General features: G+C 60.4%; 14 protein-coding genes. 8 read left to right on the top strand and 6 right to left on the bottom strand.

The genetic code is table 11. The features are described from left to right. Positions 1–210: 210 nt before the first annotated feature. The 5 genes from ACFOTD_RS07620 to ACFOTD_RS07600 form a co-directional block, all read right to left on the bottom strand. Entirely contained in the window at positions 211–3,993 is a 3,783-nt protein-coding gene (locus ACFOTD_RS07620) for an S-layer homology domain-containing protein (protein ID WP_378117340.1), read from the bottom strand. Positions 3,994–4,000: 7 nt separating this feature from the next. Continuing rightward, entirely contained in the window at positions 4,001–4,141 is a 141-nt protein-coding gene (locus tag ACFOTD_RS07615) for a hypothetical protein (RefSeq protein WP_378117339.1), read from the bottom strand. A gap of 280 nt (positions 4,142–4,421) precedes the next feature. After that, positions 4,422–6,128 (bottom strand): type 2 periplasmic-binding domain-containing protein, encoded by a 1,707-nt coding sequence (locus ACFOTD_RS07610; RefSeq protein WP_378117337.1) that lies wholly within the window; start codon positions 6,126–6,128, stop codon positions 4,422–4,424. A gap of 120 nt (positions 6,129–6,248) precedes the next feature. Continuing rightward, positions 6,249–7,856: a response regulator gene (locus tag ACFOTD_RS07605; RefSeq protein ID WP_378117335.1), complete on the bottom strand. Its 1,608-nt coding sequence runs from the start codon at positions 7,854–7,856 to the stop codon at positions 6,249–6,251. Positions 7,857–7,893: 37 nt separating this feature from the next. Further along, positions 7,894–9,672 (bottom strand): histidine kinase, encoded by a 1,779-nt coding sequence (locus tag ACFOTD_RS07600; RefSeq protein ID WP_378117333.1) that lies wholly within the window; start codon positions 9,670–9,672, stop codon positions 7,894–7,896. Positions 9,673–9,821: 149 nt separating this feature from the next. On the opposite strand from ACFOTD_RS07600, the gene ACFOTD_RS07595 reads away from it, so the two are divergent. After that, a complete protein-coding gene (locus ACFOTD_RS07595) occupies positions 9,822–10,763 on the top strand; it encodes an ABC transporter permease (protein ID WP_378117331.1) in 942 nt (313 codons plus the stop codon). Between the two features lie 16 nt (positions 10,764–10,779). Then, a complete protein-coding gene (locus tag ACFOTD_RS07590) occupies positions 10,780–11,652 on the top strand; it encodes a carbohydrate ABC transporter permease (RefSeq protein ID WP_378117329.1) in 873 nt (290 codons plus the stop codon). An 813-nt stretch (positions 11,653–12,465) separates the two neighbouring features. On the opposite strand, the gene bglX is transcribed toward ACFOTD_RS07590, so the two are convergent. Beyond that, entirely contained in the window at positions 12,466–14,673 is a 2,208-nt protein-coding gene (gene bglX / locus ACFOTD_RS07585; RefSeq protein ID WP_378117327.1) for a beta-glucosidase BglX, read from the bottom strand. A 300-nt stretch (positions 14,674–14,973) separates the two neighbouring features. On the opposite strand from bglX, the gene ACFOTD_RS07580 reads away from it, so the two are divergent. The 6 genes from ACFOTD_RS07580 to ACFOTD_RS07555 all read left to right on the top strand — a co-directional run bounded on the left by ACFOTD_RS07580 (position 14,974) and on the right by ACFOTD_RS07555 (position 22,906). Beyond that, a complete protein-coding gene (locus ACFOTD_RS07580; protein ID WP_378117325.1) occupies positions 14,974–15,951 on the top strand; it encodes a LacI family DNA-binding transcriptional regulator in 978 nt (325 codons plus the stop codon). Positions 15,952–16,012: 61 nt separating this feature from the next. After that, the gene (locus tag ACFOTD_RS07575) at positions 16,013–18,808 is read left to right on the top strand and encodes a glycoside hydrolase family 3 C-terminal domain-containing protein (protein WP_378117323.1); all 2,796 of its coding nucleotides are present in this window, start codon (positions 16,013–16,015) and stop codon (positions 18,806–18,808) included. A 132-nt stretch (positions 18,809–18,940) separates the two neighbouring features. Beyond that, complete coding sequence (locus ACFOTD_RS07570; protein ID WP_378117321.1) at positions 18,941–20,341, top strand: spore germination protein; 1,401 nt, start codon at positions 18,941–18,943, stop codon at positions 20,339–20,341. Positions 20,342–20,364: 23 nt separating this feature from the next. Then, positions 20,365–21,564 carry a Ger(x)C family spore germination protein gene (locus ACFOTD_RS07565; RefSeq protein ID WP_378117319.1) on the top strand — a complete coding sequence of 400 codons (1,200 nt, stop codon included), beginning with the start codon at positions 20,365–20,367 and terminating at the stop codon, positions 21,562–21,564. Then, a complete protein-coding gene (locus ACFOTD_RS07560) occupies positions 21,561–21,782 on the top strand; it encodes a hypothetical protein (protein WP_378117317.1) in 222 nt (73 codons plus the stop codon). The genes ACFOTD_RS07565 and ACFOTD_RS07560 overlap by 4 nt, the downstream gene beginning before the upstream one ends. A 23-nt stretch (positions 21,783–21,805) precedes the next feature. Continuing rightward, positions 21,806–22,906 (top strand): GerAB/ArcD/ProY family transporter, encoded by a 1,101-nt coding sequence (locus ACFOTD_RS07555; RefSeq protein ID WP_378117315.1) that lies wholly within the window; start codon positions 21,806–21,808, stop codon positions 22,904–22,906. Positions 22,907–22,925: the final 19 nt, after the last annotated feature.

Here is a 22,925-nt window from a genome sequence, read left to right as displayed (position 1 = left end):
GCGCCGGAGTGGCTGTACGAGTCGAAGTGCTTTCCCTGGGAAGTACTTGGTCGTCAGAGTGGCGTGTGCGAGTCGAAGTGCTTTCCATGGACAGCACTTGGGCGTCGGAGTCGCGTGTGAGTGCTGAATTTATGCGATACAGCAAACGCAAAGAAGCCGCCCCCAAGTCAAAGGATATGACTTGGGAGCGGCCCCATGTTCAAGAACGTTTTAGATTAAATCGGACTGTTGAAGCAAACGCTGCACGATCGCGGCAACCTCGGCTCTGGTGATATAAGCCTTCGGATCCAGTCTCGTGAAGGTTCTTCCCTTGACCAGACCGGCCTGGACGTTGCTGGCGACGCTGTCGATCGCCCATGGTGCAACGGCTTCGGCATCCGTGAACGGAAGCAATGCATCCTCGTTAGCTGCGCTGCCGAGATCGCTGCCAAGGCCGGTTACCTTCATCGCCTTGGCGATGATCGCCATCGCTTGCTCCCGCGTGATCCTGGCATCCGGACGGAAGGTGCCGTCTTCGAAGCCGCTGATCAAATGGTACGCATAAGCGGTGCTGATCGCGCTGCTGTATCCGCCCGATGCGCCGGCATCCGCGAACGGCGTCGTGCCATCCTCCAGCTTGAGTCCCAACCCGCGAACGATGATCGCTGCGAATTCGGCTCGGGTAATGTCGCGATCCGGACTGAACAAGCCGTCGCCCGTCCCCCCGATGACCATGCGCGATCCCATATCGTTCACGCTGTCTTTAGCCCAGTGGGAAGCGACGTCGCTGAACTGAAGCGGGTTCCATACGACTGCATAGGTACTGTTGGTCAGGCTGTTGATCACGACATAGTCTTTGCCGTCGATCGTCGTCACTTTGCTCGGTACATGCCGCACCGTTCCGTCAGGCTCCACGACGATGCCCGTGGTGATCTTGGCGCGGTCGATGCCTTCGGGAATGGCTAACTTGCGTTCGACATAACCATTAAACTTTGAAACTTCAACGGTTTTATCGCCGTAAGTGAGTTTTACCGTGAAGCTGACCGGCGGTATGACGACCGAGAAGTTGCCGCGGGACGACGCGTTCTCGACGAGCTTGGCCGTGTCAGCCGTCGGCGCGGAGATCTCGATCTGGATTTTGACGTCCCGCAGATCGATATTCGCGCCGAGTTGCGCTACGACGGAGCTGAAGTTCACTTGTTGGATAGGCAGGCTGTAGGTGGCATTTTTCGCCTGGAGCACTAAAACGGCATGCTTCTGATCCAAGTTTTGAATGGCTTGACCGTCGAGCGCCACGATGATGCGATCCGATGCAACCGCGACCGGAATCGTGATTATCGCACCTGTGCCTTCAGCTGCCAGCCGCTCGGCCAGCTTCTGAGGATCCATGGTCACGGTAGTGACCGATCGTCCGTCGGTTTGGCTTGTGGTCGCGGAGCCTGCATATACGGCTTTGCCGTTTACCAACACTTCGACGTTAGTCGAGGCCGGTTGACCCGTTCCCGTATACACGATCTCGGGTGCTTTAATGACTTGTGTCACCGTAAACGATACATCCGCCAAATGATCGGCCTTGATCGTGACCGTAGCGGCGTGCGTTCCCGCGGTCAATCCGTCCTTGGCCGTGACCGTGAAGCTCGTAGCGGGCGAGCCGCTCACCAGCGTCGAAGCGGGCTGCGTGAGGACGAAGTCCTCGGCGTCCTCGCCGCTCAGCGATGCCGAGAGATTCGTCAATCCGCCGGTGCCGGTATTGGCGATCGAGATCGTCCTTGTCTGCTGCGTTCCCGACGCGTAGCCTTGGACCAGTTCGTCAGCGGTCTGATCAGAGATCGAATCGACGGTGTACGTCAGCGCGTTAACCTTCACCCGAGCTGCGCCGCTGGCCTCCGATACGACCTTGTAGCCCAGGGCCGTGTTATCCGTATTCGTTGCCACCGCATAATAATAAGTGACGCCGACCACGGATGTCGGAGCTGTATAGGTCATGTTGGTCGCGTCCGGAATGAGCGTGCCGTCCGACGTGTTATTCGTAGCGTTCCGGTACCATTGATAGGTTAAGGTCCCGGGGGCTTCTCCTATAGTCGCTTCGACGCTCAGCGTGACAGTGCCGCCTTCATTAACCGTCTTCGTCTTCGGATGCACAAGGAAGACTGGCCTATGCGCGTTCGCATTCACGGTGACCTTAATGACTTCTCCAGTCGCAAAAGCTTGCTTAGTGCCTGGAACGTCGTTGTTCGTATTGGTCACGACGACGTAGTAATAGTAGGTCCCAAAGGCGTCTCCGGGGTTCACTGCGGAATGCGCCGTAAAGGTTGCATTTGTTGCATTGAAGACTTGTACAGTACCGTTGTCGTCAGTCCGGTACCACTGATACGTCAGCGTTCCGCCATCGGTGGAATGGGCCTCCACGCTAAGTATACGCTGATCCCCTTCATTCACCGTTTGATCGCTGTCTGTCTGCGAGTCGATGATCGGCTCGGCAGCATCTGCCAGTGCGTTAACCGTTACTTTTGCAATACGGCTTGTGACGGACGCGGTCTTGTTGCCCGGTACGGAATTGTCAGTATTCGTGACAACGACGTAATAGTAAAATACGCCACCATCCGTTGTAGGTACGGTAAGGGAGGTGTCGGTGGCGCCAAGAATCTCGGAAGCGCCAAACATGCTGTTGCTATCGTTTCCATACCATTGGTAGCTTAGCGAGCCTGTTCCGCTCGCGACTACATGCAGGATGACACTGCCGCCCTCGTCTACCGTATCGTCTGCCGGGCCCTCGTCGATGGCAGGCGTTTGCGCCCCCGCCAGCGCGTTCACTGTCACCTTGGCTGCCGCGCTGGTGGCCGAAGCGGTTTTCGTACCCGGCACGGAGTTGTCGGTATTGGTGACGACGACGTAATAATAATTGACGCCTGCAGCTCCTGTCGGCACGGTATACGAGTCGCCCGTCGCTCCGTCAAGCAGAAAGCCTCCGGTGTTAATGTTGCTATCGTTACGATACCACTGGTAGCTTAACGAGCCTGAGCCGTGCGCTAAGACGTGCAGGATGACGCTGCCGCCTGCATCGACCGTGTCGGTTGCCGGCTCCGTGTCGATAACGGGCGGCGTAGCATTAGTCAATGCGTTCACCGTGACTTTTGCTACGTTGCTCTTGACCGATGCTGTCTTCTCGCCGGGCGCAGAACTATCGTTGTTCGTCACGACGACAAAATAATAAAATACGCCGGAACCCCCGGTCGGTACGGTAAACGAGTCGCTGGTCTTCCCGCCGAGCTGTACGCTGCTATCGGCGCTGGCGCTATCGCTTCTGTACCACTGGTAGCTCAACGAACCGCTGTCGCCCGCGTACAAGCTGGCCTCTACGTGCAGAACGACGCTGTCGTTCTGGTCGACCACCGTATCGGCTGTCGGCTGGGTGTCGATTTTGGGCGCCGCCGCCCCAGCCAGCGCGTTTACTTTTACTTTGGCCGTACGGCTGGTCACCGATGCGGTCTGCGTGCCCGGAACCGAGGCGTCCGTATTGGTGACGACGACATAATAATCATTTTCGCCGGCACTTGTCGTAGGCACAGTCAATGAAGCATCGATCTTGCCCGAAAGCGCGAAGATGCCATTGACAGGGTCGCTTCTGTACCACTGATAGCTTAAATCCCCGTCCCCGCTAACTTGCGCCGTGACTTCCAGCGTGATGCTGGCGTGGTCGCCGACATTCATCGTCTGGTCGGCCGGCTGCAAGGTAATCGTGGGCTGCGGGGTATCGTCCGCCGAATTTACGGTCAGGGTTACGGTATCCGATTCTGCTTCAAGCAGCGCTGAATTGGTCGCCACGAGCCGGTAGTTATAGCCGTTCATGCCGATTGTCGCGCCTGTAATTGACAGCGTCTTCGTATTCACGTCGCTGTAAGGCGCTACTTCATCAATATCCGAAAAGCCTGAGCCCGTATCCACTTGCCATTGATAATCGGTATAGTTCTCCGCCTCTGCAGTAAAGGAAGTGTTTTCGCCCGCATTTATCACTGCGTCCTCAGGTTGGGCGATAAACATCGGCGGCGCGGATTCCGCATAAATCCGAGTCCCGAAGCTTCCGATAAGAGAAGCGAATACCACCGTGCAGACCAAAAACATCACGGACATCCGCAGCATACGTTTTGATGTTCTTTTCCATGTAGGATAACCCATCTGCTTCGCATCGTCTCCTAGCTTAAAATGATCCTAAATGCCGCATCCAGCGCCGGTTTTACCGTGTGCACTTCCTTTCAGCCAATGCCGTTGCCACTCATGAAGCCTATGAAAATATTGGATGCGTCCTCAAAATTATAATATATTTTGGCAAAATGATATATCGTTATCCGGTTTTATTCGCGCATTTTCGCCATTTTTCCAACGCAAAAAAGGACGGCGGCGAGATTGCTCTCGCGCCGTCCTGCTTTTGTTGCCGATTGGTCTTATTGCTGTACCGACTTGAACCAATCGTTGACTTCCTTGGTGACTTGTTCGCCGCCGTTCGTCTTCCAGCTGGTGACGAAGGTGTCGAACGCGTCGATCGGCAGCTTGCCGTAGATGATCTTGTTGAACGTCTCGAGCTCGGATTGACGCAGGAGGTTCCACTTGGAGATCATGGTCGGCGTCGCGGCGCCGGTGAAGTAGTTCTGCTTGCGGATGTCGATCTGCGACATGACGACCTTCGCTGCGTACCAGTTTTCCGGCTTGCGGGACTCGGCTTGCTGCTTCTCGTAAGGCGTCTCCGGCGTGCCGCCGTCGGCGAGCTTGACGAGGGTCTTCATGTACAGGTCCGGAATGCGCGCCGGGCCGGTGATGAACGGGAACTTGTCGTTGTAGTTCTTGATCTTGGCTGAGTCGCTCGTCGGCTGGCCGTCGACGATATCCCAGTCGTAGCCTTTGGCGAAGCCGTGCTCGTACGGGCTGCCTGCAGGCGGGTTGGCCAGATTGTCCAGCATGTAGTTGTAATACAGCAGGATCGCCTCAGGATGCGCGGCGTTCTTGTTGACCATGAAGCTGCTGTTGACGCCGGAGTTCTGCCACTTGGTGCCGATCTTGCCGTCCGGACCCGCAGGTACCGGATAAGCCTTGTACTTCGCGCCTGCCACGTTCTTGAGCAGGTCCGGCGCCGGCCAGTCCGGCACCCAGTTCGCGCCCGGCAGCACGCCGGCGTTGCCCTTGGTCCAGATCTCGGCAGACTTGCCTTCGTCCCACAGCGCGGTATCCGGGTGAATGTAGCCCTTCTTCATCCACTCTTGCAGCTTCGCCAGCGCTTGCTTCGCGCCCGGGTTCACGGAGCCGTACTCGAGGTTGCCGTCCGCGTCCTTGTTCCACTGCTCTTCGATCGTGCCGTACGCGCCGAACAGCCAGTCGAGGCCGCCCATCCACGTGTTCGTGTTGTTCTTGAGCGAGATGGCGAGCGGGTAGACGTCCTTCGGCGCCAGGCCGTCTGGATTTTGGTTCTTGAACTTGTCCATGATGTTCTCGAGATCCGCGATCGTCTTCGGCGCCTCGAGGTTGAGCTTTTCCATCCAGTCTTCGCGCAGCCAGAGCAGCGTGTCGTCGTTGTCGGTGTACTCGAGGATCGGCAGGTTCCAGTGCTTGCCGTCTTTGGTGAACGGATACCACAGCTCGGGATGCTGAGCGGCGTGGTCTTTCCAGATCTTGTTGGCGTACTTGTCGAAAAGCTCGTCGATCGGCATAAATTCGCCGGAGTCGATCAGCTGGTTGGTCAGCACCGAGTCGGTCGGCACCATGATGAAGTCGGGCAGCTTCTCGCCGGAAGTCAGGGCGAGCTGCAGCTGTTGCTTGTATTGGTCGCTGCCGGCAGGATACCACGTATCCTTGCTCAGCTTGAGGCCGAGCGTGTCGAGCATCCAGCGGTCGTGAACGTTGTTCTCTTTGGTGTCGCCGTTCGAGTACGTCGTCGGCATGAGGATCGTGCTGATCTCGATCGCCGGATCGTACTTGCCTGCCGCAAAAGCCTTGTCTGCTACGGATTGCTCGGACGAAGCGGTTGCGGATGCGCTGGCGCCCGATGCCGCGCCGGACGGGCTTGCCGCGCCGTTGCCGTTGCCGTTGCTCGCGCAGCCGGCCAGCATAGCGACCGACATGGCCGCGGGCACGAGCCAGGATTTCTTGAATTTACCCATTTTTTATCCCCCACTATGTCGTGATGACTGCATGTGTTAACTGTACCAACCGTTAGGGGAGGGCTTCCATATGGCGATATTAGTTTTCGTAGGACTCTGTTAGTTTGTTGGCGAAACGTTTCAATGACTCTCCCTGTATTCCTGCGGCGTGACGTCGAATTGCCGCTTGAACACCTTGATGAAGTACGCGGGATCCAGATAGCCGATCTCCGTGCTGATCTCGTAAATTTTCTTGTCCGTCGACTTGAGCAAATGACAGGCGCGGCTCATGCGCAGCGCGGCGACGTAATCGCTGATGCCCTCGCCGGTCTCGAGCTTGTAGATCTTGGACAAATGCGTCGGGTGCAAATTGACGTGATCCGCGAGCGCGCGCAGCGAGACGTCGAGGTGGAGATTCGCGTCCACGTAGGCCTGAATCTTCTGCACGTAGTGCGAGCGCGCGTCATGGGCATCGTCGGCCGCGCCTTCGCGCAGCCGGGCGAGCGCCGCGAGCGACCACCTCCGCAGCTTGCCGATGGAGGCGAACGTCTCCCCCAACTGAGGCAGCTCGCCGTCTCCGCCGAGCATGCCGGCCAGCGTCTTGCCGCCGCGATGCGCCAGATGCATGAAGGCGGACGAGATCGCGAAGCCGACCTCCATGCAGTGTTCCCAAGATTCGGAGCCTTTGTCCTCCAGCTCCGCGAATACCGCGGCGAGCTTCTCCTCCGCGGCGTCCCATCTCCCCGCCTCGAGCAGATGCAGGAGGACCGGGGGACGGTGCAGCATTTCGAGCGCACCGAGCGAGGCCGGCTGCTCCGCCGGGTCGACCTTCATGACGAACTCGCGCTCGTCGCCGACGATCCGGCGGAAGTACGAGGACGCCTGGCGGTATTGCTCCGCCAGCTCGCCGGGAAAGCTGAAGGGCTCCGTGATGACGACGGACAGCGAGCCCTTCAGATACTGCTTGACCTTGGCCTGCACCTGCATGGCCAGGTTCTCGAGCAGCAGGTCCGGCCGTTCCGGCTTCGCGCCCTGCTTGAGCTGCAGCAGAAACGCCAGATAACCGTGCTCCTCCTTGACGCTCCATACCTCCATGAACTCGCCGAAGATTTCCTCCGCGATATTGGTGATCGCATATTCGAGCAGATGCTGGCCGTTGTTCCGGTAAGGATCGAACTCGTCCTCCAGCCGTACGAGCGCGAGCGCGCAGTTCCCGTCGCAGAACGGCAGTCCATACGTATCCAGCTTGCGCGTCCACTCCTCGGCGGACATGCGCTCGCCCCGAATGGCGCCGAGCAGCAGCTGTCCGCGCAGCATCGGCAGATTCTCGCGCAGGGCGAACTGCGTCCGCTCCAGCGAGCTGACGCGCTCCCACTCGGCGTTCAGCTGCTCGATCGCCGCGCGGACGGCGCCGAACAGCTCCTCGTCGGTCGGCGGCTTGAGCAGGTAGTCGACCGCATGGTTGCGGACGGCTTCCTTGGCATAATCGAAGTCCGCATGGCCGGACAGGATGATGCACTTGATCCGCTTGTCGTACTCCCTAATCTTCCCGATGAGCTCGACGCCGGTCATTTCGGGCATGATAATGTCCGAGATGACGATGTCGATCGGGTGGGTATCGATAATCTGGAGCGCCTCGCGCGCGGAATACGCCTTGTGGACCTGCTCGATGCCGAGCGTGTGCCAGGGCTTGTGCATGGACAGATTGTCCACCCAGTGCGCTTCGTCGTCTACGATGAGCAATTGCATATGAAAGCACTCCTTGTCCGGTTCCGTAGGTTATGAGTCATGACGCTGGCTTCGGCATCTCCCAGACGATCTCCGAGCGGACGCCGCCGAGTTCGGATCGGGAGAAATGAAGGCTCGAACGCTTGCCGAAGCAGTGGGTAATGCGCTGGTTCGTATTCCACAGGCCTGCGCCCATGTCTTCCTCGAGCGGGCCCGTCAGCCTTTGATTCAACAGGGCTTGCCGCTCCGGGTCCATGCCCGGTCCGTCGTCGTCGACGAAGATCCGGCAGAGGCCGTCCGATATTTCGCCGCGGATGCGGATCTCGCCCGAGTCGTACGACTTGCCGACGCCGTGGATGACGGCATTTTCGACAAGGGGCTGGAGCATCAAGCGCGGGACCTGCTGGGCCAGCATTACCTCGGGCACGTCGATCGTGTAGTGAATCCGGCCGTTGCGCAGCTTCTGGATGTCCAGATAGTTCACGATGAGCTTCATTTCCTCCGCGAGGCTCGCCGTTTCTTTTTCCATCCGCGTGATGTATCGGTAATAGGCACTGAGGTTGTACCCCATCGCGACGACGGCGTCGTTCTCCTTCATCTGCGCCATGTTAATCATGTAGCCGAGGCAGTTGTACAGGAAATGCGGGTTGATCTGCGCCTGCAGCTGCTTCATCGTCGCTTCCTGGGCGCGCATCCGCTCCTGCAGCACGTTCTCGATGAGACCCTCGATCTGCCGCGACATATCGTTGAACCGGTAGAACAGGAACGTGAACTCGCCGTTCGCCTTGGCGTCGATGCGCGCCGAGAAGTCGCCCCGCTGCACCCTTTTGAGGCCGCCGATGAGCTTCACGATCGGACGCTGCACGTCCCTGTAGAGCAGGACGGAGATAAAGGTGCCGAACAGGAACAAAAGCAGCATCGACAGGTAAAAAAGGTTGCGGCTGGACGAGATCGGCCCGAGCACCTGATCGAGCGGCGCGATGTCGACGAGATAGCCGCCGAGCAGCGGGGACTTCACGAGGCTGACCAGATAGCTGTCTCCGTCCAAGCGGACCGTCTGCTGCATCGTGTCGCCCAGGCTCAGCCCGTCCAGGTAAGATCGGACCTCCGTGACAAGCTTGGCGGACGACGTACGATTGGGGATCGGGGCGCGGCCCTTATAGTAGAACAACGGATCCCCCTGACCGCCTTCCTTGTACGTGTCCAGCATATTCTGTATGTTTTCCCGGCCGAAGCTCGCTTGTACGACCAGATTGCTGCCGGTCAGCTTGTTCTGCTGTCCGAACGAGTCCGTATAAAGCCAACGGAAAGCCTTCGCTTGCCCCGAAGCCGGCGCCCGATCGTCGTAGATCCAATTGCCCGACAGGTTGCTCTCCAGATACGCTTCGTCGTACGGGGCGTCCGTGCTCGAGTTGGTCACGGCTTCCTTGTGCACCTGCGAATACACCGTGAATTCGACCGGCCAGATCGTCACGATGCCGGACTGCAGCTCCATTTTTTCCTGCAGCATGTACTTCGTCTGCATCCGGTCGTATTGGTCGTCCCAAACGCCGAGACCGTTGAACTTCTGGACGTTCGGATCCCGCGAGAACGTGAAGACGAAGTCCATCGTCTGATTGATCCGCGAGTCGATCTGGCTCGAGAGGAACGACAGCTGACTGATGTTCGAAGCCCGCATCTCCGTGCCAATGACGCGGTTCGCGACGTTGTTGGCGTAGGCGAACACGATGCCGATCGGTATGAACAGGGCGACGATAAGTCCCGTGTACTTGGCGAACATGCTCATTTTAAGCGGCCCGCCCTTCATCGAAGGGGCGCCTTCCATATTCCAGCGCATACGCGCGTTCCTCCCTCTGCTCCAATTGCTTAACAAAACCCTATCGATCCTAACAATGTCTTATAGTTGTAAGGCCTTTCCGGTTGCTACTATGGCTTAACAAGGGTTCGCTCTGTGCCCATTACTCGATATGCAAACGGGGGAGAGCTATGGAAGCAAATACATCCAAGTCCGCGGCGCGCGAGCTCAAGGACAGAAAACGCGGCTACAAGCAGCCGTGGACGCTTCACCTCATGGTGTTGCCCGCCGCCTTGATCGTACTTATCTTTTCCTACATCCCGATGACCGGGAACATCATGGCGTTTCAGGACTACAAGGCCAGGCTCGGGTTCGCCCACTCGCCGTGGGTCGGATTCAAGCATTTCCACTATATGTTCACCAATGATTACTTCGTTAAAATCATCGGCAACACGCTGCTGTTCGCCTGCTCGAAGGTCGTCCTGAACCTCATCGTGCCTTTCCTGTTCGCGCTGCTGCTGAACGAGGTGCGCAAAATGGGGCTCAAGCGTTCGATCCAGACGTTCGTCTACCTGCCGCACTTCCTGTCCTGGGTCACGCTGTCCGGCATCCTGATCGACCTGCTGGGCCAGACCGGGATCGTCAATCAACTGCTCACGCAGTTGTTCGGCATCCAGCCTATATTCTTCCTCGGAGACGGTACCTGGTTCCGGATCACGATTATCGTGAGCGACGTCTGGAAAGAGTTCGGCTTCAATACGATCATCTTCCTCGCGGCGCTGTCCAGCATCAATCCGTCGCTGTACGAGGCGGCCGAAGTCGACGGTGCTTCCCGCTGGAAGCAGACGCTCAACATTACGATTCCGTCGCTGCTGCCGATCCTTATCGTCGTCGCGACGCTGGCGATGGGCAACGTCCTGAACGCCAACTTCGACCAGGTGTTCAACCTGTACAGCCCGATGATCTACCAGCAAGGCGATATCATCGACACGTTCGTCTACCGCGAAGGCCTCCTCGGCGGACAATTCAGCTTCGCGACGGCCGTCGGCTTCTTCAAGTCGGTGATCAGCCTCATCCTGATCGTGTTCTCGTACAGGCTTGCCTACAAGTTCGCAGGCTACCGGATTTTCTAGAAAGGAGTGAAGCCTCGTGTATCATAAAACGCTATCTTACCGCGTATTCAGCGCATTCAACAATACGGTGCTCCTCGTGATCGCCGTCCTCTGCCTCCTGCCGATGTTCCACCTGCTGATGGTGTCCCTGAGCTCCAGCGCCGCGGCCAACGCGGGGCTGGTCACGCTCTGGCCCAAGGGGCTGACGTTCGACGCGTACGAGAAGACGTTCCGCAACGCCAACTTCCTCAAGTCGCTCTGGATCTCCATCGAGCGGACGGTGCTCGGCACGGCGCTCGGCATGCTCGTCAACGCGATCGCCGCGTACGCGCTGTCCAAGGACACGCGAGTGTTCCGCGCGCGCAACGCGTATCTGTGGTTTTTCGTCGTCACGATGCTGTTCCCGGGCGGGCTCATCCCGAGTTATATTTTGATCCTGAAGCTGCATCTGATCAATAACCTGTTCGCGCTCATCCTGCCGGGCATGGTCGCCGTCTACAACATCATCCTGCTCCTCAACTTCTTCCGCTCCGTACCCAAGGAGCTCGAGGAAGCCGCATTCATCGACGGCGCGGGCCATGTGCGGACGTTCTGGTCCGTCTACCTGCCAGTGTCCCTGCCGTCGCTGGCGACCGTATCCCTCTTCACGATGGTCGGCCACTGGAACGCTTACTTCGACGGCCTCATCTACATGAAGGACGCCGCCAAGCTGCCGCTCGCGAGCTTCATGCAGACGATCATCGTGCAGGCGGACATGACCAAGTTCGATCCGGCCGCGATCGAAGGCCTGTCCCAGCGCACGCTGCGGGCGTCCCAGATCTTCATCGGCGCGCTGCCGATCCTGATCGTGTACCCGTTCCTGCAGCGCTACTTCGTCAAAGGCATCGTCATCGGCGCCGTCAAAGAGTAACAGGCAGTAAATGCGCGTCCGGCTGAGCCTGGCGCGCTTTTTTGCGTGCAGCCACGAGTGTGCGACGGTCCTCCGCGGAAGCGGGGGCTTCGATTGCCGCCTCGGCGCGCCGTTGCACGGAAAAACCGTGTAACTCCGCAGCAATCATCGTCCGGGCACGCCGTTGCACGGAAAAACCGTGTAACTCGGCAGAATCCATCGTCCGGGAGTGCCGTTGCACGGAAAAACCGTGTAACTCCGTAGCAACCGTCGCTCGGGAGCGCCGTTGCACGGAAAAACCGTGTAACTCCGTAGCAACCGTCGCTCGGGAGCGCCGTTGTACGGAAAAACCGTGTAACTCCGCAGAAACCATCGTCCGGGAGTGCCGTTGCACGGAAAAACCGTGTAACTCCGCGTAATGCTGCCCGATAATCGCAAAAAGGCATCAACGCCACATCAATGGCGCTCCCGGCTGTAGCGATAGGCGCAAATGGGCGCTAACGCCTTCTCCGAAGCGCTCAGGAAGGTACCGATAAGAGCCAAAAGGCACTAACGCCGCCTCCACGGCGCTCATGAAGGGGGCGATCATCGCATAAAGGCACTAACGCGGACTGTGATGTCACTATCTTCTCCGCAGAACCGCCACCCGAAGCGCCTTTATGCAGGTAAACACGCCTAACTCCAGCGCTGGTGAGGGAGCGCAGTTGTGAGCGTATGACGAGGATTGCTTTGCCGTCCTAGCCAGCCCGAAACTCGCGGCCCGAAACTTCAGCGTAGCCCATTACTTCTGCAAAGGAAAGCCCTCAGGAGCGCGCTCCGAGGGCTTTCCTTTATTTACTTGACGAGCTTGAACGGCAGCGACGCGACGTCGCGGCTGTTCGGGCCGACCATCGCGAGGAACGCGCCGGCGTCGCTGGCGAGCGTCAGGTCCGCGTGGTAATACCGCAGCTGGCTCTCGCTCAGCTCGAACGCGACCTCGGCGCTCTCGCCGGGCTGCAGCTCGATCTGGCGGAAGCCCTTGAGCTCCTTGACCGGCCGGACGATCTCGCCCGCGATGTCGCGGACGTAGAGCTGGACGGTCTCGATGCCGGCCACCGCACCGACGTTGGTGACGCGCAAGCTGACCGTGATCGGCGCATCCGGCGTAATTACGTCCGCGGACAGCGCGGCTTCGCCGTATTCGAACGCGGCATAGCCCAGGCCGTAGCCGAACGGCAGCAGCGGCTCGTTCGGGATGTCCAGGTACTGGGACACGTAGCGGACCTGCGCGTCCGGCGCGCCTTGAGGACGCCCCGTATTAAAGGCGTTGTAATACACCGGCACCTGGCCGACACTGTGCGGGAACGACATCGTCAGGCGGCCAGACGGATTGGCGTCGCCGTAGAGCAGGTCGGCCACCGCCGTGCCGCCTTCGGAGCCGGGGAACCATGCTTCCAGCACGGCATCCGCTTCGTCGATGACGCCGTGCAGGTCGAGCGGCCGTCCGTTGAACAGCACGGCCACGACCGGCTTGCCGAACGTCTTGACGCGGCGGATCAGCGCGAGTTGCGCCTCCGGCAGGCGGATGTCCGCCCGGCAGCCGGCTTCGCCGCTCATGTCGGAGTGCTCGCCGAGCGCGAGCACGATGACGTCGGCGTCCCCCGCGGCGGCCGCGACTTCAAGCAGCTGCGCCTCGGTCGAGTCGGTCTCGATGCCGCAGCCTTCGGCGACGGTCACCGCGCCCGGCGTCGCCGCCTTGGCGCGGATCGCTTCGGACACGCGGACGACCGCGTCCTGCGATCCGGTCCACGACCAAGGCCCGAGCAGGTCGCCGTTGCGGGCGAACGGACCGATGACCGCCACCTTGCGCGCAGGCGAGAGCGGCAGGACGCCGTCGTTTTTCAGCAGCACGCAAGACTTGTGCGCCAGCTCCAGCGCAGCCGCGCGGTGCTCGTCGCTGAATACGACTTCTTGCTCGCGCTCGGGATCGGCCGCCCGGTACGGATTTTCGAACAAGCCGAGCTTATCCTTGAGCTGCAGGATGCGCATGACCGCTTCGTCGATCAGCGCCGCGTCCAATTCGCCGGCTTCGATGAGCTCGGACAGATGCTTGGCGTAGCACGACGTCATCATCTCGATGTCTACGCCGGCCTTCATCGCCTTCAGCGCGGCTTCGCGCTCATCCTCGGCGATGCCGTGGGCGATCAGCTCCTTGACCGCGCCCCAGTCGGAGATGAGTATGCCGTCAAAGCCCCATTCCTCCCGCAGCAGCTTCCGCATGAGCGGCACGTTGCCGGTGGCCGGAACGCCGTCGACCGTGTTGAACGACGTCATCACCATCTCGCAGCCTTCGTCGAGCGCGGCCTTGTACGCCGGCAGGTAGAACTCGCGAAGCTGGCGCTCCGACAGGTCGACGGTGTTGTAGTCGCGTCCGGCTTCGGCTGCGCCGTAGGCGGCGAAGTGCTTGACGCAGGCCGCGACCCGGTCCAGATCGCCCGACAAGTCGTCGCCCTGGAACCCGCGGACGAACGCTCTCGCGAACAGCGCGTTCAAATACGGGTCTTCGCCCGTCGACTCCATCACCCGGCCCCAGCGGGGGTCGCGCACGAGGTCCACCATCGGGGCGTACGTGACGTGAACGCCGGATACAGACGCTTCCTTGGCGGCGATCTCCGCGCTGCGCTCCGCGAGCGCGAGGTCCCACGAGCAGCCGATGGCGAGCGGCACGGGGAAGATCGTCTTGAAGCCGTGCACGATGTCGGCCATCATGAGGAGCGGAATGCCGAGTCGATTGCGCTCGAGATGCTTGCGCTGGACGTTGATCGTCTCCTGCGCGCCGGCCATGCCGAGCACGGACCCGGCGTTATGAACGGTATCCTCGCCGATGCCGAGCGAGGCCATCGGGCCGGTGATCAGGCCGGCCTCCGAGGCGCCCTCGAAGAAGGGAACGGCGAGCTGGATCAGCTGGGCGATCTTCTCGTCCAGGGTCATCCGTTCAAGGTAAACGTGCAGGGGCAGCTTTTCTTGGGACGACGAGGACAAAGGAGCTTTAGGATCGGACATGACGTATATAACCCTCTTTCTGAAATGATAACGGTTTATCGAAACGTTTCTACGGATAGTATAATTCTGCTTTCGGCAGGCGTCAAACCCTATATTTTCTGTTGCTTAAGGGGCGCGTTTCAGATAAATTTAGAGAATAGCGAGCAGAAGAGGGCATGCGCGTTTCGGTTTCTGCCTTTTTTTGAATGAATTGAAACGTTTCGCGAAGTTTACTTCTACCATGTAGAACTATTGTAAAACACGCTTTCTACAACGCACGGCTTCAGCAAATCACGGCTTCGAGGAAAGGAGAGGAGCAGGTTGGTCAGCATCAAGGATATTGCTAGCACGGCAGGGGTATCGATCTCCACGGTGTCGTACGCGCTGAACGGCAGCGACCGGATTACGAAGGAAACCGCGGATCGCATCCAGGCCATCGCGGACGAGCTTGGCTACGTACCGAACCGGGCCGCCCGCATGCTGAAGAAACGGGAGACGATGCTCGTCGGCGTCTTCCTGACGGATTTCAGCGGCCATTTCTACGGGGACTTGCTGTTCGGTCTTAAAGAAGAGCTGAATCGCAGAGACTACGACTTGATCGTCTGCAGCGGCCGCCGGTCGCACCGGATGATCCCGGAGCGGGCGTTCGACGGGGCGATCATCCTCGACGCGACGTTCGCCGACGAAGAGCTGCTGGGCTACGCGGCCCGCGGGCACAAGCTGGTCGTCCTCGACCGGGAGCTCGATCACCCCAACGTCAATCAGGTGCTGCTCGACAATAAGGCCGGCGCGACGCTGGCCGTGGAGCATCTGCTCGGTCGGGGACTAAGACGGATTTGCGCCGTAGGCGGGCCCGAGTCGGCCTTCGACGCGCAGCAGCGGATGCGGGCGGTCAGGCAGGCGGTCGAGCGCGTGCCGGAGGCGAGTCTCGAGGAACTCCCGGGCGCCTTCGACAAGGCGTCCGGCTATGCCGCGGGCCCGCGGATCGCAGAGGCCGCCGGCGAGGGAGCGGTCGGCGTTTTCTGTCTGAACGACGAGATGGCGATCGGTCTATGCGACTACTTGAGGACGCAGACCGCTCTGCAGATCGGACAAGACGTACATGTGGTCGGCTACGACAATATCGAACTCGCGCAGTACATGCAACCCCGGTTGGCCACGATTGACTACTCCAAACGCAAGTGGGGAGCGCTAGCCGCCGAACAGCTGCTCAAAATGATCGAGGGCCGGCCGGTCGAGCAGGAACGGATCTACGTACGGCTGGTCGAAGGCGAATCGGTCGGAAAACATACGAGTTGAAAAACGCGACCCGCGGGCGGGCGATTCCGGCTCTGCGATTCCATCCTGAGGAGGATACAATATGACGACATCGATGATCGGCGTTCCGTTGGAAGGCTTCGCGGCGTTCAGCCGTACGGTAGCCGCGGAAGGCGCCGTGCTGCTGAAGAACGAGGGCGAGGCGCTGCCCCTGCGTCAAGGGGATAACGTCTCCGTGTTCGGGAGAATTCAAGTGAACTATTACCGCAGCGGCACGGGCTCCGGCGGCAGCGTCCACGTGGCGTATACGACGAACCTGCTTGACGGCCTTCGCGGCAAAGAAAACGTCGCTGTCAACGAGTCGCTCGCGGCCGTCTACGAGCGGTGGATCGAGCAGAACCCGTTCGACAACGGCGGCGGCGGCTGGGCGGCGGAGCCTTGGCATCAGCGCGAGATGCCGCTGACGGACGAGCTGGTGGCCGAAGCCAGGGGCGTCTCGAACAAGGCGATCGTCGTTATCGGGCGTACGGCCGGCGAGGATCAGGACAATGCGGACAAGCCGGGCAGCTACCTGCTTACGGACGAGGAGCGGGCGTTGCTCAGGCAGGTGACGGCGCGCTTCGAGCAGACGATCGTCGTGCTGAACGTCTCCAACATCGTCGACATGAGCTGGCTCGACGACGCGGCGTACGTTCATCCGATCGCCGGCGTCATCTATGCCTGGCACGGCGGCATGGAGGGCGGCAACGCGATCGCCGACGTGCTGGCCGGCGACGTGACGCCGAGCGGCAAGCTGACGGATACGATCGCTTATGCGCTCGAGGACTATCCGTCCACCCGCAACTACGGCAACGAGCTCGCGAACCTTTACCAAGAGGATATCTACGTCGGCTACCGGTACTTCGAGACGTTCCGCCCGGACCGCGTGCAGTTCGAGTTCGGCTACGGACTGTCGTATACGACGTTCGGCCTCGCGGCGGAGGACGCCCGGTTGATCGACGCCGACGGCGAAGCCGTCATCGCCGTCGACGTCGTCGTGACGAATACAGGGACCGTTTACGCCGGCAAAGAGGTCGTTCAGCTGTACGTCGAGGCGCCGCAAGGCGCGCTAGGGCGTCCGGCCAGAGCGCTCGCGGCCTTTGCCAAGACCGGACTGCTGCAGCCGGGAGCGTCGCAGCGGCTTACCGTCAGCTTCCCCGTCCGCGCGATGGCCGCTTACGACGATGCGGGCGCGACGGGGCATGCCTCCGCTTACGTGCTTGAGGCGGGGACCTATCGCTTCTACGCGGGGACCAGCGTGAAAAAGGCGGCTGCCGTCGCCTTCGAGGGGCAAGACGGCTACGTCGTCGACGCGCTTCAGGTCGTGCAGCAGCTCGAGGAAGCGATGGCGCCGATCGCGAGCCTCTCGCGGATGAAGCCGGGGGCATGCCGGGCGGACGGCTCGTACGAGCTCGCGTACGAAGACGCGCCGCGGCGCAAGATTTCGCTGGCGGACCGCATCGAGAGCCGGCTCCCGCAAGAGATCGCGCAGACCGGAGACCGCGGCTTCAAGCTGAAGGACGTCCGCGACGACAAGGTCGGCCTGGAAGCCTTTATCGCGCAGCTCGGCGACGAAGATCTGGCCGCGCTCGTCCGGGGCGAAGGCATGAGCAGCCCGCTCGTCACGCCGGGGACGGCTTCGGCCTTCGGCGGGGTGACCGACAGCCTGCTCGGCTACGGCATCCCGGTCGCAAGCACGTCGGACGGGCCGTCCGGCATTCGCATGGACAGCGGCCACAAGGCGACGCAGGTGTCGATCGGGACGCTGCTCGCGGCGACCTGGAACGCGGCGCTCGTCGAGCAGCTGTACGTCATGGAAGGCCAAGAGCTCGTACGCAACGAGATCGACACGCTGCTCGGACCGGGTCTCAATATCCGGCGGAGCCCGCTCAACGGGCGCAACTTCGAGTACTTTTCCGAGGATCCGCTCATCTCCGGCGCCTTCGCCGCAGCCTGCGTGCGCGGTATTATGAAGGGCGGCTCGAACGCCACGCTCAAGCACTTCGCCTGCAACAACCAGGAGAAGCACCGCAGCAAGGTCGACGCCGTCGTATCGGAGCGCGCGCTGCGCGAAATCTACCTCAAGGGGTTCGAGATCGCCGTCCGGGAAGGCGGCGCCAACTCGGTCATGACGTCTTACAATCCGGTTAACGGGCACTGGGCGGCTTCGAACTACGATCTGAACACGACGATCCTGCGCGGCGAGTGGGGCTTCCAAGGGATCGTCATGACGGACTGGTGGGCCGTCATGAACGACGCGGCGCAAGGCGGCACGCCCGATCGCAAGTACACGAACTGGATGGTGCGCGCGCAGAACGATCTGTACATGGTCGTCAGCAACTACGGAGCGGAGACCAACGCCTACGGAGACAACACGATCGAATCGCTGGCCGACGGCACGCTCACGCGGGGCGAGCTCCAGCGATCCGCCGCGAACATCCTCCGCTTCATTCTGCGCGCGCCGGTCAGCGCCAGGGATAAGGTCACTCAGGAGACAGTCGAGGCTTTTCAGGCGCTGACCGCCCCTGCCGCGGAGCAAGCGCAGAGCGCCCGGACGGTGGCGGACGGCGCGCAGATCGTGCCGGACGCCGCAGGCGCGACCTTCCTTCGCGTGGAGCAAGCGGGCGTCTACCGGCTGTTCGCAAGCGCCATGTCCGCCGAATCCGAGCTCGCTCAGAGCGCGAGCAACCTGACGCTGAACGGCAAGCCGCTCGCCACCGTACAGACCAACGGTACCGGCGGCGCGTGGGTAACGCTCAAGCTGGCGAAGGTCGAGCTGGCAGCAGGCCTGTACGAGCTGCGGCTGGAAGCCGTCAAGCCGGGCCTTGAGCTCGGCTGGATCGAATTCAAAAAAATATGATTGCTTGACGACTGAGGCGCCCGCGAGGGTGCCTTTATCGCGTCGTCAGCCGCCGTGTCTTTAGCATCTGGCAAAAACATGAATAAAAGCGGGTCCGGTGGAGGAAGCTACTACCAAAAAAAGGAGTTCGCCATGGAACTGGCACAATGGCTGAACGAACGTCTGAAGGACCGTCGCGACATCGTTTCTCAGCGGATCGATCAGGGCAAGTTCGCCTGCACCGTCTATTACATGGCAGAAGCCATCGATCTCGAGATGCTGCAGACGCATGTGCTGCGGACGTTGATCGCGCCTTACGCGGGCAGCGATCAAGCGAGGTTGAGTGACATTCTGGAGCACAGGTCTTATTTTCCGACGCCCTACTCGCTGACGCGTTTGCCCGAGGCGGCGCTGGAAGGGCTGCTGAACGGGCAGGTCGTGCTCTGCATCGACGGCGAGACGGCCGGCGTCCTGTTTCCGTTTAAAAAAACGGCTTCGCGGTCCGTTACCGTCTCGGAAAACGAGAAAACGATCCGAGGGCCCAAGGAATCGTTCATCGAGGACATATGGACGAATCTGTCGCTGATCCGGCAGCGTATCAAAAGCGACAATCTGATCACGGAGACGTTCACGATCGGCACCGAGTCCCATACGACCGTCATGCTGCTCTACATGAAGGGCCGCTGCGACGACGAATTGGCCGGAACGATCCGCTCGAAGCTGCAAGGGCTGAAGACGGACAGGCTGCCCGGCAGCAGTTTCCTGGAGGAAGCGCTCGACGACCGGCTGGCGTCCCCTTTTCCGAAGATGTTGAATACGGAAAGACCGGACGTGGTCGTCTCCTCTCTCTATGAGGGAAGAATCGCGCTGTTGACGGACGGCTCTCCGAGCAATCTGGTCGCGCCGGCGACGCTGCTATCCTTCATGCAGTCCGCGGAAGACTACTATCAGCGCTATTTTTACAGCAGCTGGGTGCGCGTGCTTCGCTACGTTTTTTTCGGGCTGAGCCTGATTCTGCCGTCCGCGTACGTCGCCATTACAACGTTCCATCCGGAGATGCTCCCGTACAACCTGCTGATCTCCATCGCCTCGAGCCGCGATATCGTGCCGTTCCCCGCCATCGTGGAGGCGCTCATCATGGAGGTGACGTTCGAGGTCATGCGCGAGGCGGGCCAGCGCATCCCGACGACCATCGGGCAGACGATCTCTATCGTGGGGGCGATCGTCATCGGCGACGCGGCGGTCCAGGCGGGGATCGTCAGCGCGCCGATGGTCATCATCGTTGCGTTGACGGGAATTTCCTCGTTTATCGTGCCGCACTTCTCGATGACGCTGACGGTTCGCTTTCTGCGGTTCGTCCTGGTATTTATCTCCGCGCTGTTCGGGTTGTTGGGGCTTTTAATCGGCGTCTTTTTTATCTATATTCATCTGTTGTCCATGGACTCCTTCGGCACGCCTTACCTATCCCCGTTCATCCCGTTCAAGCCGGAGCAGATGAGGGACGCCGCCGGACGCTTCCCATGGACCAAGTGGCTGGGCGGCAAACGAACCTGAGCGGGAGGAAACGGGGAATAGCGATGAGGAAACGGCGGGTAGCCCGATATACGGCGCTGAAGCTGCTTGCGGCACTCGCGTTTCTGGCGGGAACGACCGGCTGCTGGTCCAAGCAGGAGCTGAACGACCGTACCTTCGTCACGACACTGATGGTCGATCTGACCGAGCAGGGCGAAACGGAGATCACCACCATGTTCATTCTGCCGAACCGCATCTCCGTCGGGCTGGGCGCCGCACCGGGCAGCCAGAAGCCTTACGTCGCGATTTCCGGGAAAGGGCGGGACATCGCGGAGGCGTTCCAGCAGATCCAAAAAGATCTGCCGCGAAACGTCGCCTGGGGCCAGATGCGGGCCGTCATCGTGGGCGACCGTTACGCCAGAGCGGGACTGGCGCCGCTGTTCGATTATTTTATCCGTGCGACGGACTTCCGGCTTCGCGTCTACCTGTTCTACTTTAACGGCGAGGCGCGCAATCTATCCCGCCTCACGCCTGTATTCGAGCGTTTCCCCACCGAGATCTGGCGGGAGTCCGCGCATACGAAGCGGATCCCGCCGGTGAACCTCCGCGATCTGCTCTCCGCGCAGTGGAACAACTTGGGGGACGGTTATATTCCCGAATTGAGCCTGCACGAGCTTGAATTGCTAACCGAGCACAAGTCCGTGGCGTGGTCCGGGGTCGGCGGCGCGGCGCTGATGAAGGACGGTGCGGTCGTCGACAGGTTTACGCCGGAGGAGGCAGCGGGCATCTCGCTTCTAAAAAATAATACGCCGGAGATGGTCGTCGCTTCGGAGCTGCCGGAAGGCGGGTTCTTCAGCGTCAAGCTGCTGCGCGTCCAGCAGAAGACGCGGGCGATACGACGCGGCGGCAAGGTCGTCATCCAGGTATCTATCCGCGGCCATGCCGATCTGGTGTCCGTCCAGGCGAAGGTGGATCTGTCCTCGCAGGACGGCTTGAGAACGCTCGAACGGGCGCTGAACAAACGGATTCTGCAGCTGGCCCAATCCGCGGCCGACAAGGCGCAGGAAGAGCGGGCAGATGCCTATCAGTGGAGCGAATATCTACGGTACAAGTATCCGTCTTTGTGGCCGAAGGAGCCCGATCATCTGCGGGAAGAGCTGTTCTTGCGCATGAAGCCGGACATTCATGTGGACATCGTGCTGCGAAGCACGGGGATCAGCCGATCTCCCATGCTAAAGGCGCAGGCGGGAGGACTGGAGAAATGATGCTGCTGATGCTGGGGTTCGGGATTCTCTTGGGCTACCAGACGTTTCTGCTGCGTCGGGAGAACGCCGGCCGGCGAGAACGCGTTTTCGCCTTTGCCGTGACGGGACTGGTATTCGTCTTTGCGGCGTTGGCGATGCACTGGCCGGAAGGGGTGAACCCGAACAGGGCGATCCGGTTAGTCTTCGGGCCGATACAGCGCTGGATCGAAGCCAAGTAATCGGATGAGGGAGGCGGGATGCGTTGAAGCAGCGAGGTACGGTGACAGGGCTCCAGTTAGGCTCGCTTGTTTTCGTATTCGTCTTTTCCACGACAATCGCTTTCCTGCTCTCGTCGTTGGCGGCGCATGCCTCTTTTGACGGGGGAATCTGCATCTGGCTGGCCGCCGTCGCGGGAACGGCGCTTGCGGCCGCAAGTCTGCGCTTCGCGATGCGCCGGCCCGCGGAGTTCGTCGGCGTCTACGGAGCGACCATCGTGGGCAAGGCTGTTCATACCGCGATTCTACTCCTGACCGCTTTTTTCTTTTTATATCTGTCGGCCCATATCATACGTGAATTCACGGATTTCTTCGTCCCGACTTATCTGCGCGGCACGCCGCCTGTCGCCGTCTCCATTCTGGTCATGTCGGCGGCGGCCTCCATCGCCCAGAGCGGCGTCGCGGTTGCTTTTCGGTTCGCTCAGGGCTGCTTCATCTTGATCGGAGCGTTGTTTCTGATCAAGCCGCTCTTTTTTACGCCGTCGCTGTCTTCGCCGATGTGGCACGAGTTCACCCGGATCCACGATTGGAAGTCGCTATGGGGCCAGACGTTCGGGCTGATTCCCTGGTACGGCGAGCTGATCCTGCTTGCCTACATCGTGCCGCAATTAAAGACCGGCCGGCAGGCGCGGAGGGCGTTGTGGCTCGGCTCGATGGCCGGCACGTACATCCTGTTCGCGGAATTCGTCCTCATGATGCTGTTCCTGGGGCCGAAATTGTCGGCTACGCTCGTATATCCCGCGCTAGAGCTGAGCGGATTTCTGCATCTGGGCGACTTCGTGCACAACATGGACGCCATTATCGTCTCGATCTGGTTCTCGGGACTATTCATCAAGCTCAGTATCCTGTTCGCTATCGGAACGCTGCTGACCTCCCAGGCGCTCGCGCTGCCCAACTACAAGCCGATCACCTTCCCGCTGGCCGCCTTCGTCGTGGCGATGTCGGTCGTCCTAGCCAGGAATCCGGTTCAACTGGCGGATTATTTCGATAGCAGTTGGGCGACCTTCGCCTTGCTTGTCGAAGGCATGTTCTTTCTCTATCCGCTCGTCTCCTGGCTCAAAGGTCGCCGCCGCAAGCAGGGGGCGTGACGACTCAGCCCTGACTCGT

The organism is Cohnella sp. GCM10012308 (genome assembly GCF_042649185.1).
Lineage (GTDB): Bacteria > Bacillota > Bacilli > Paenibacillales > Paenibacillaceae > Cohnella.
The sequence above is the reverse complement of the archived record's forward strand: the minus strand, read 5'-3'. Positions and strand labels throughout refer to the sequence as shown.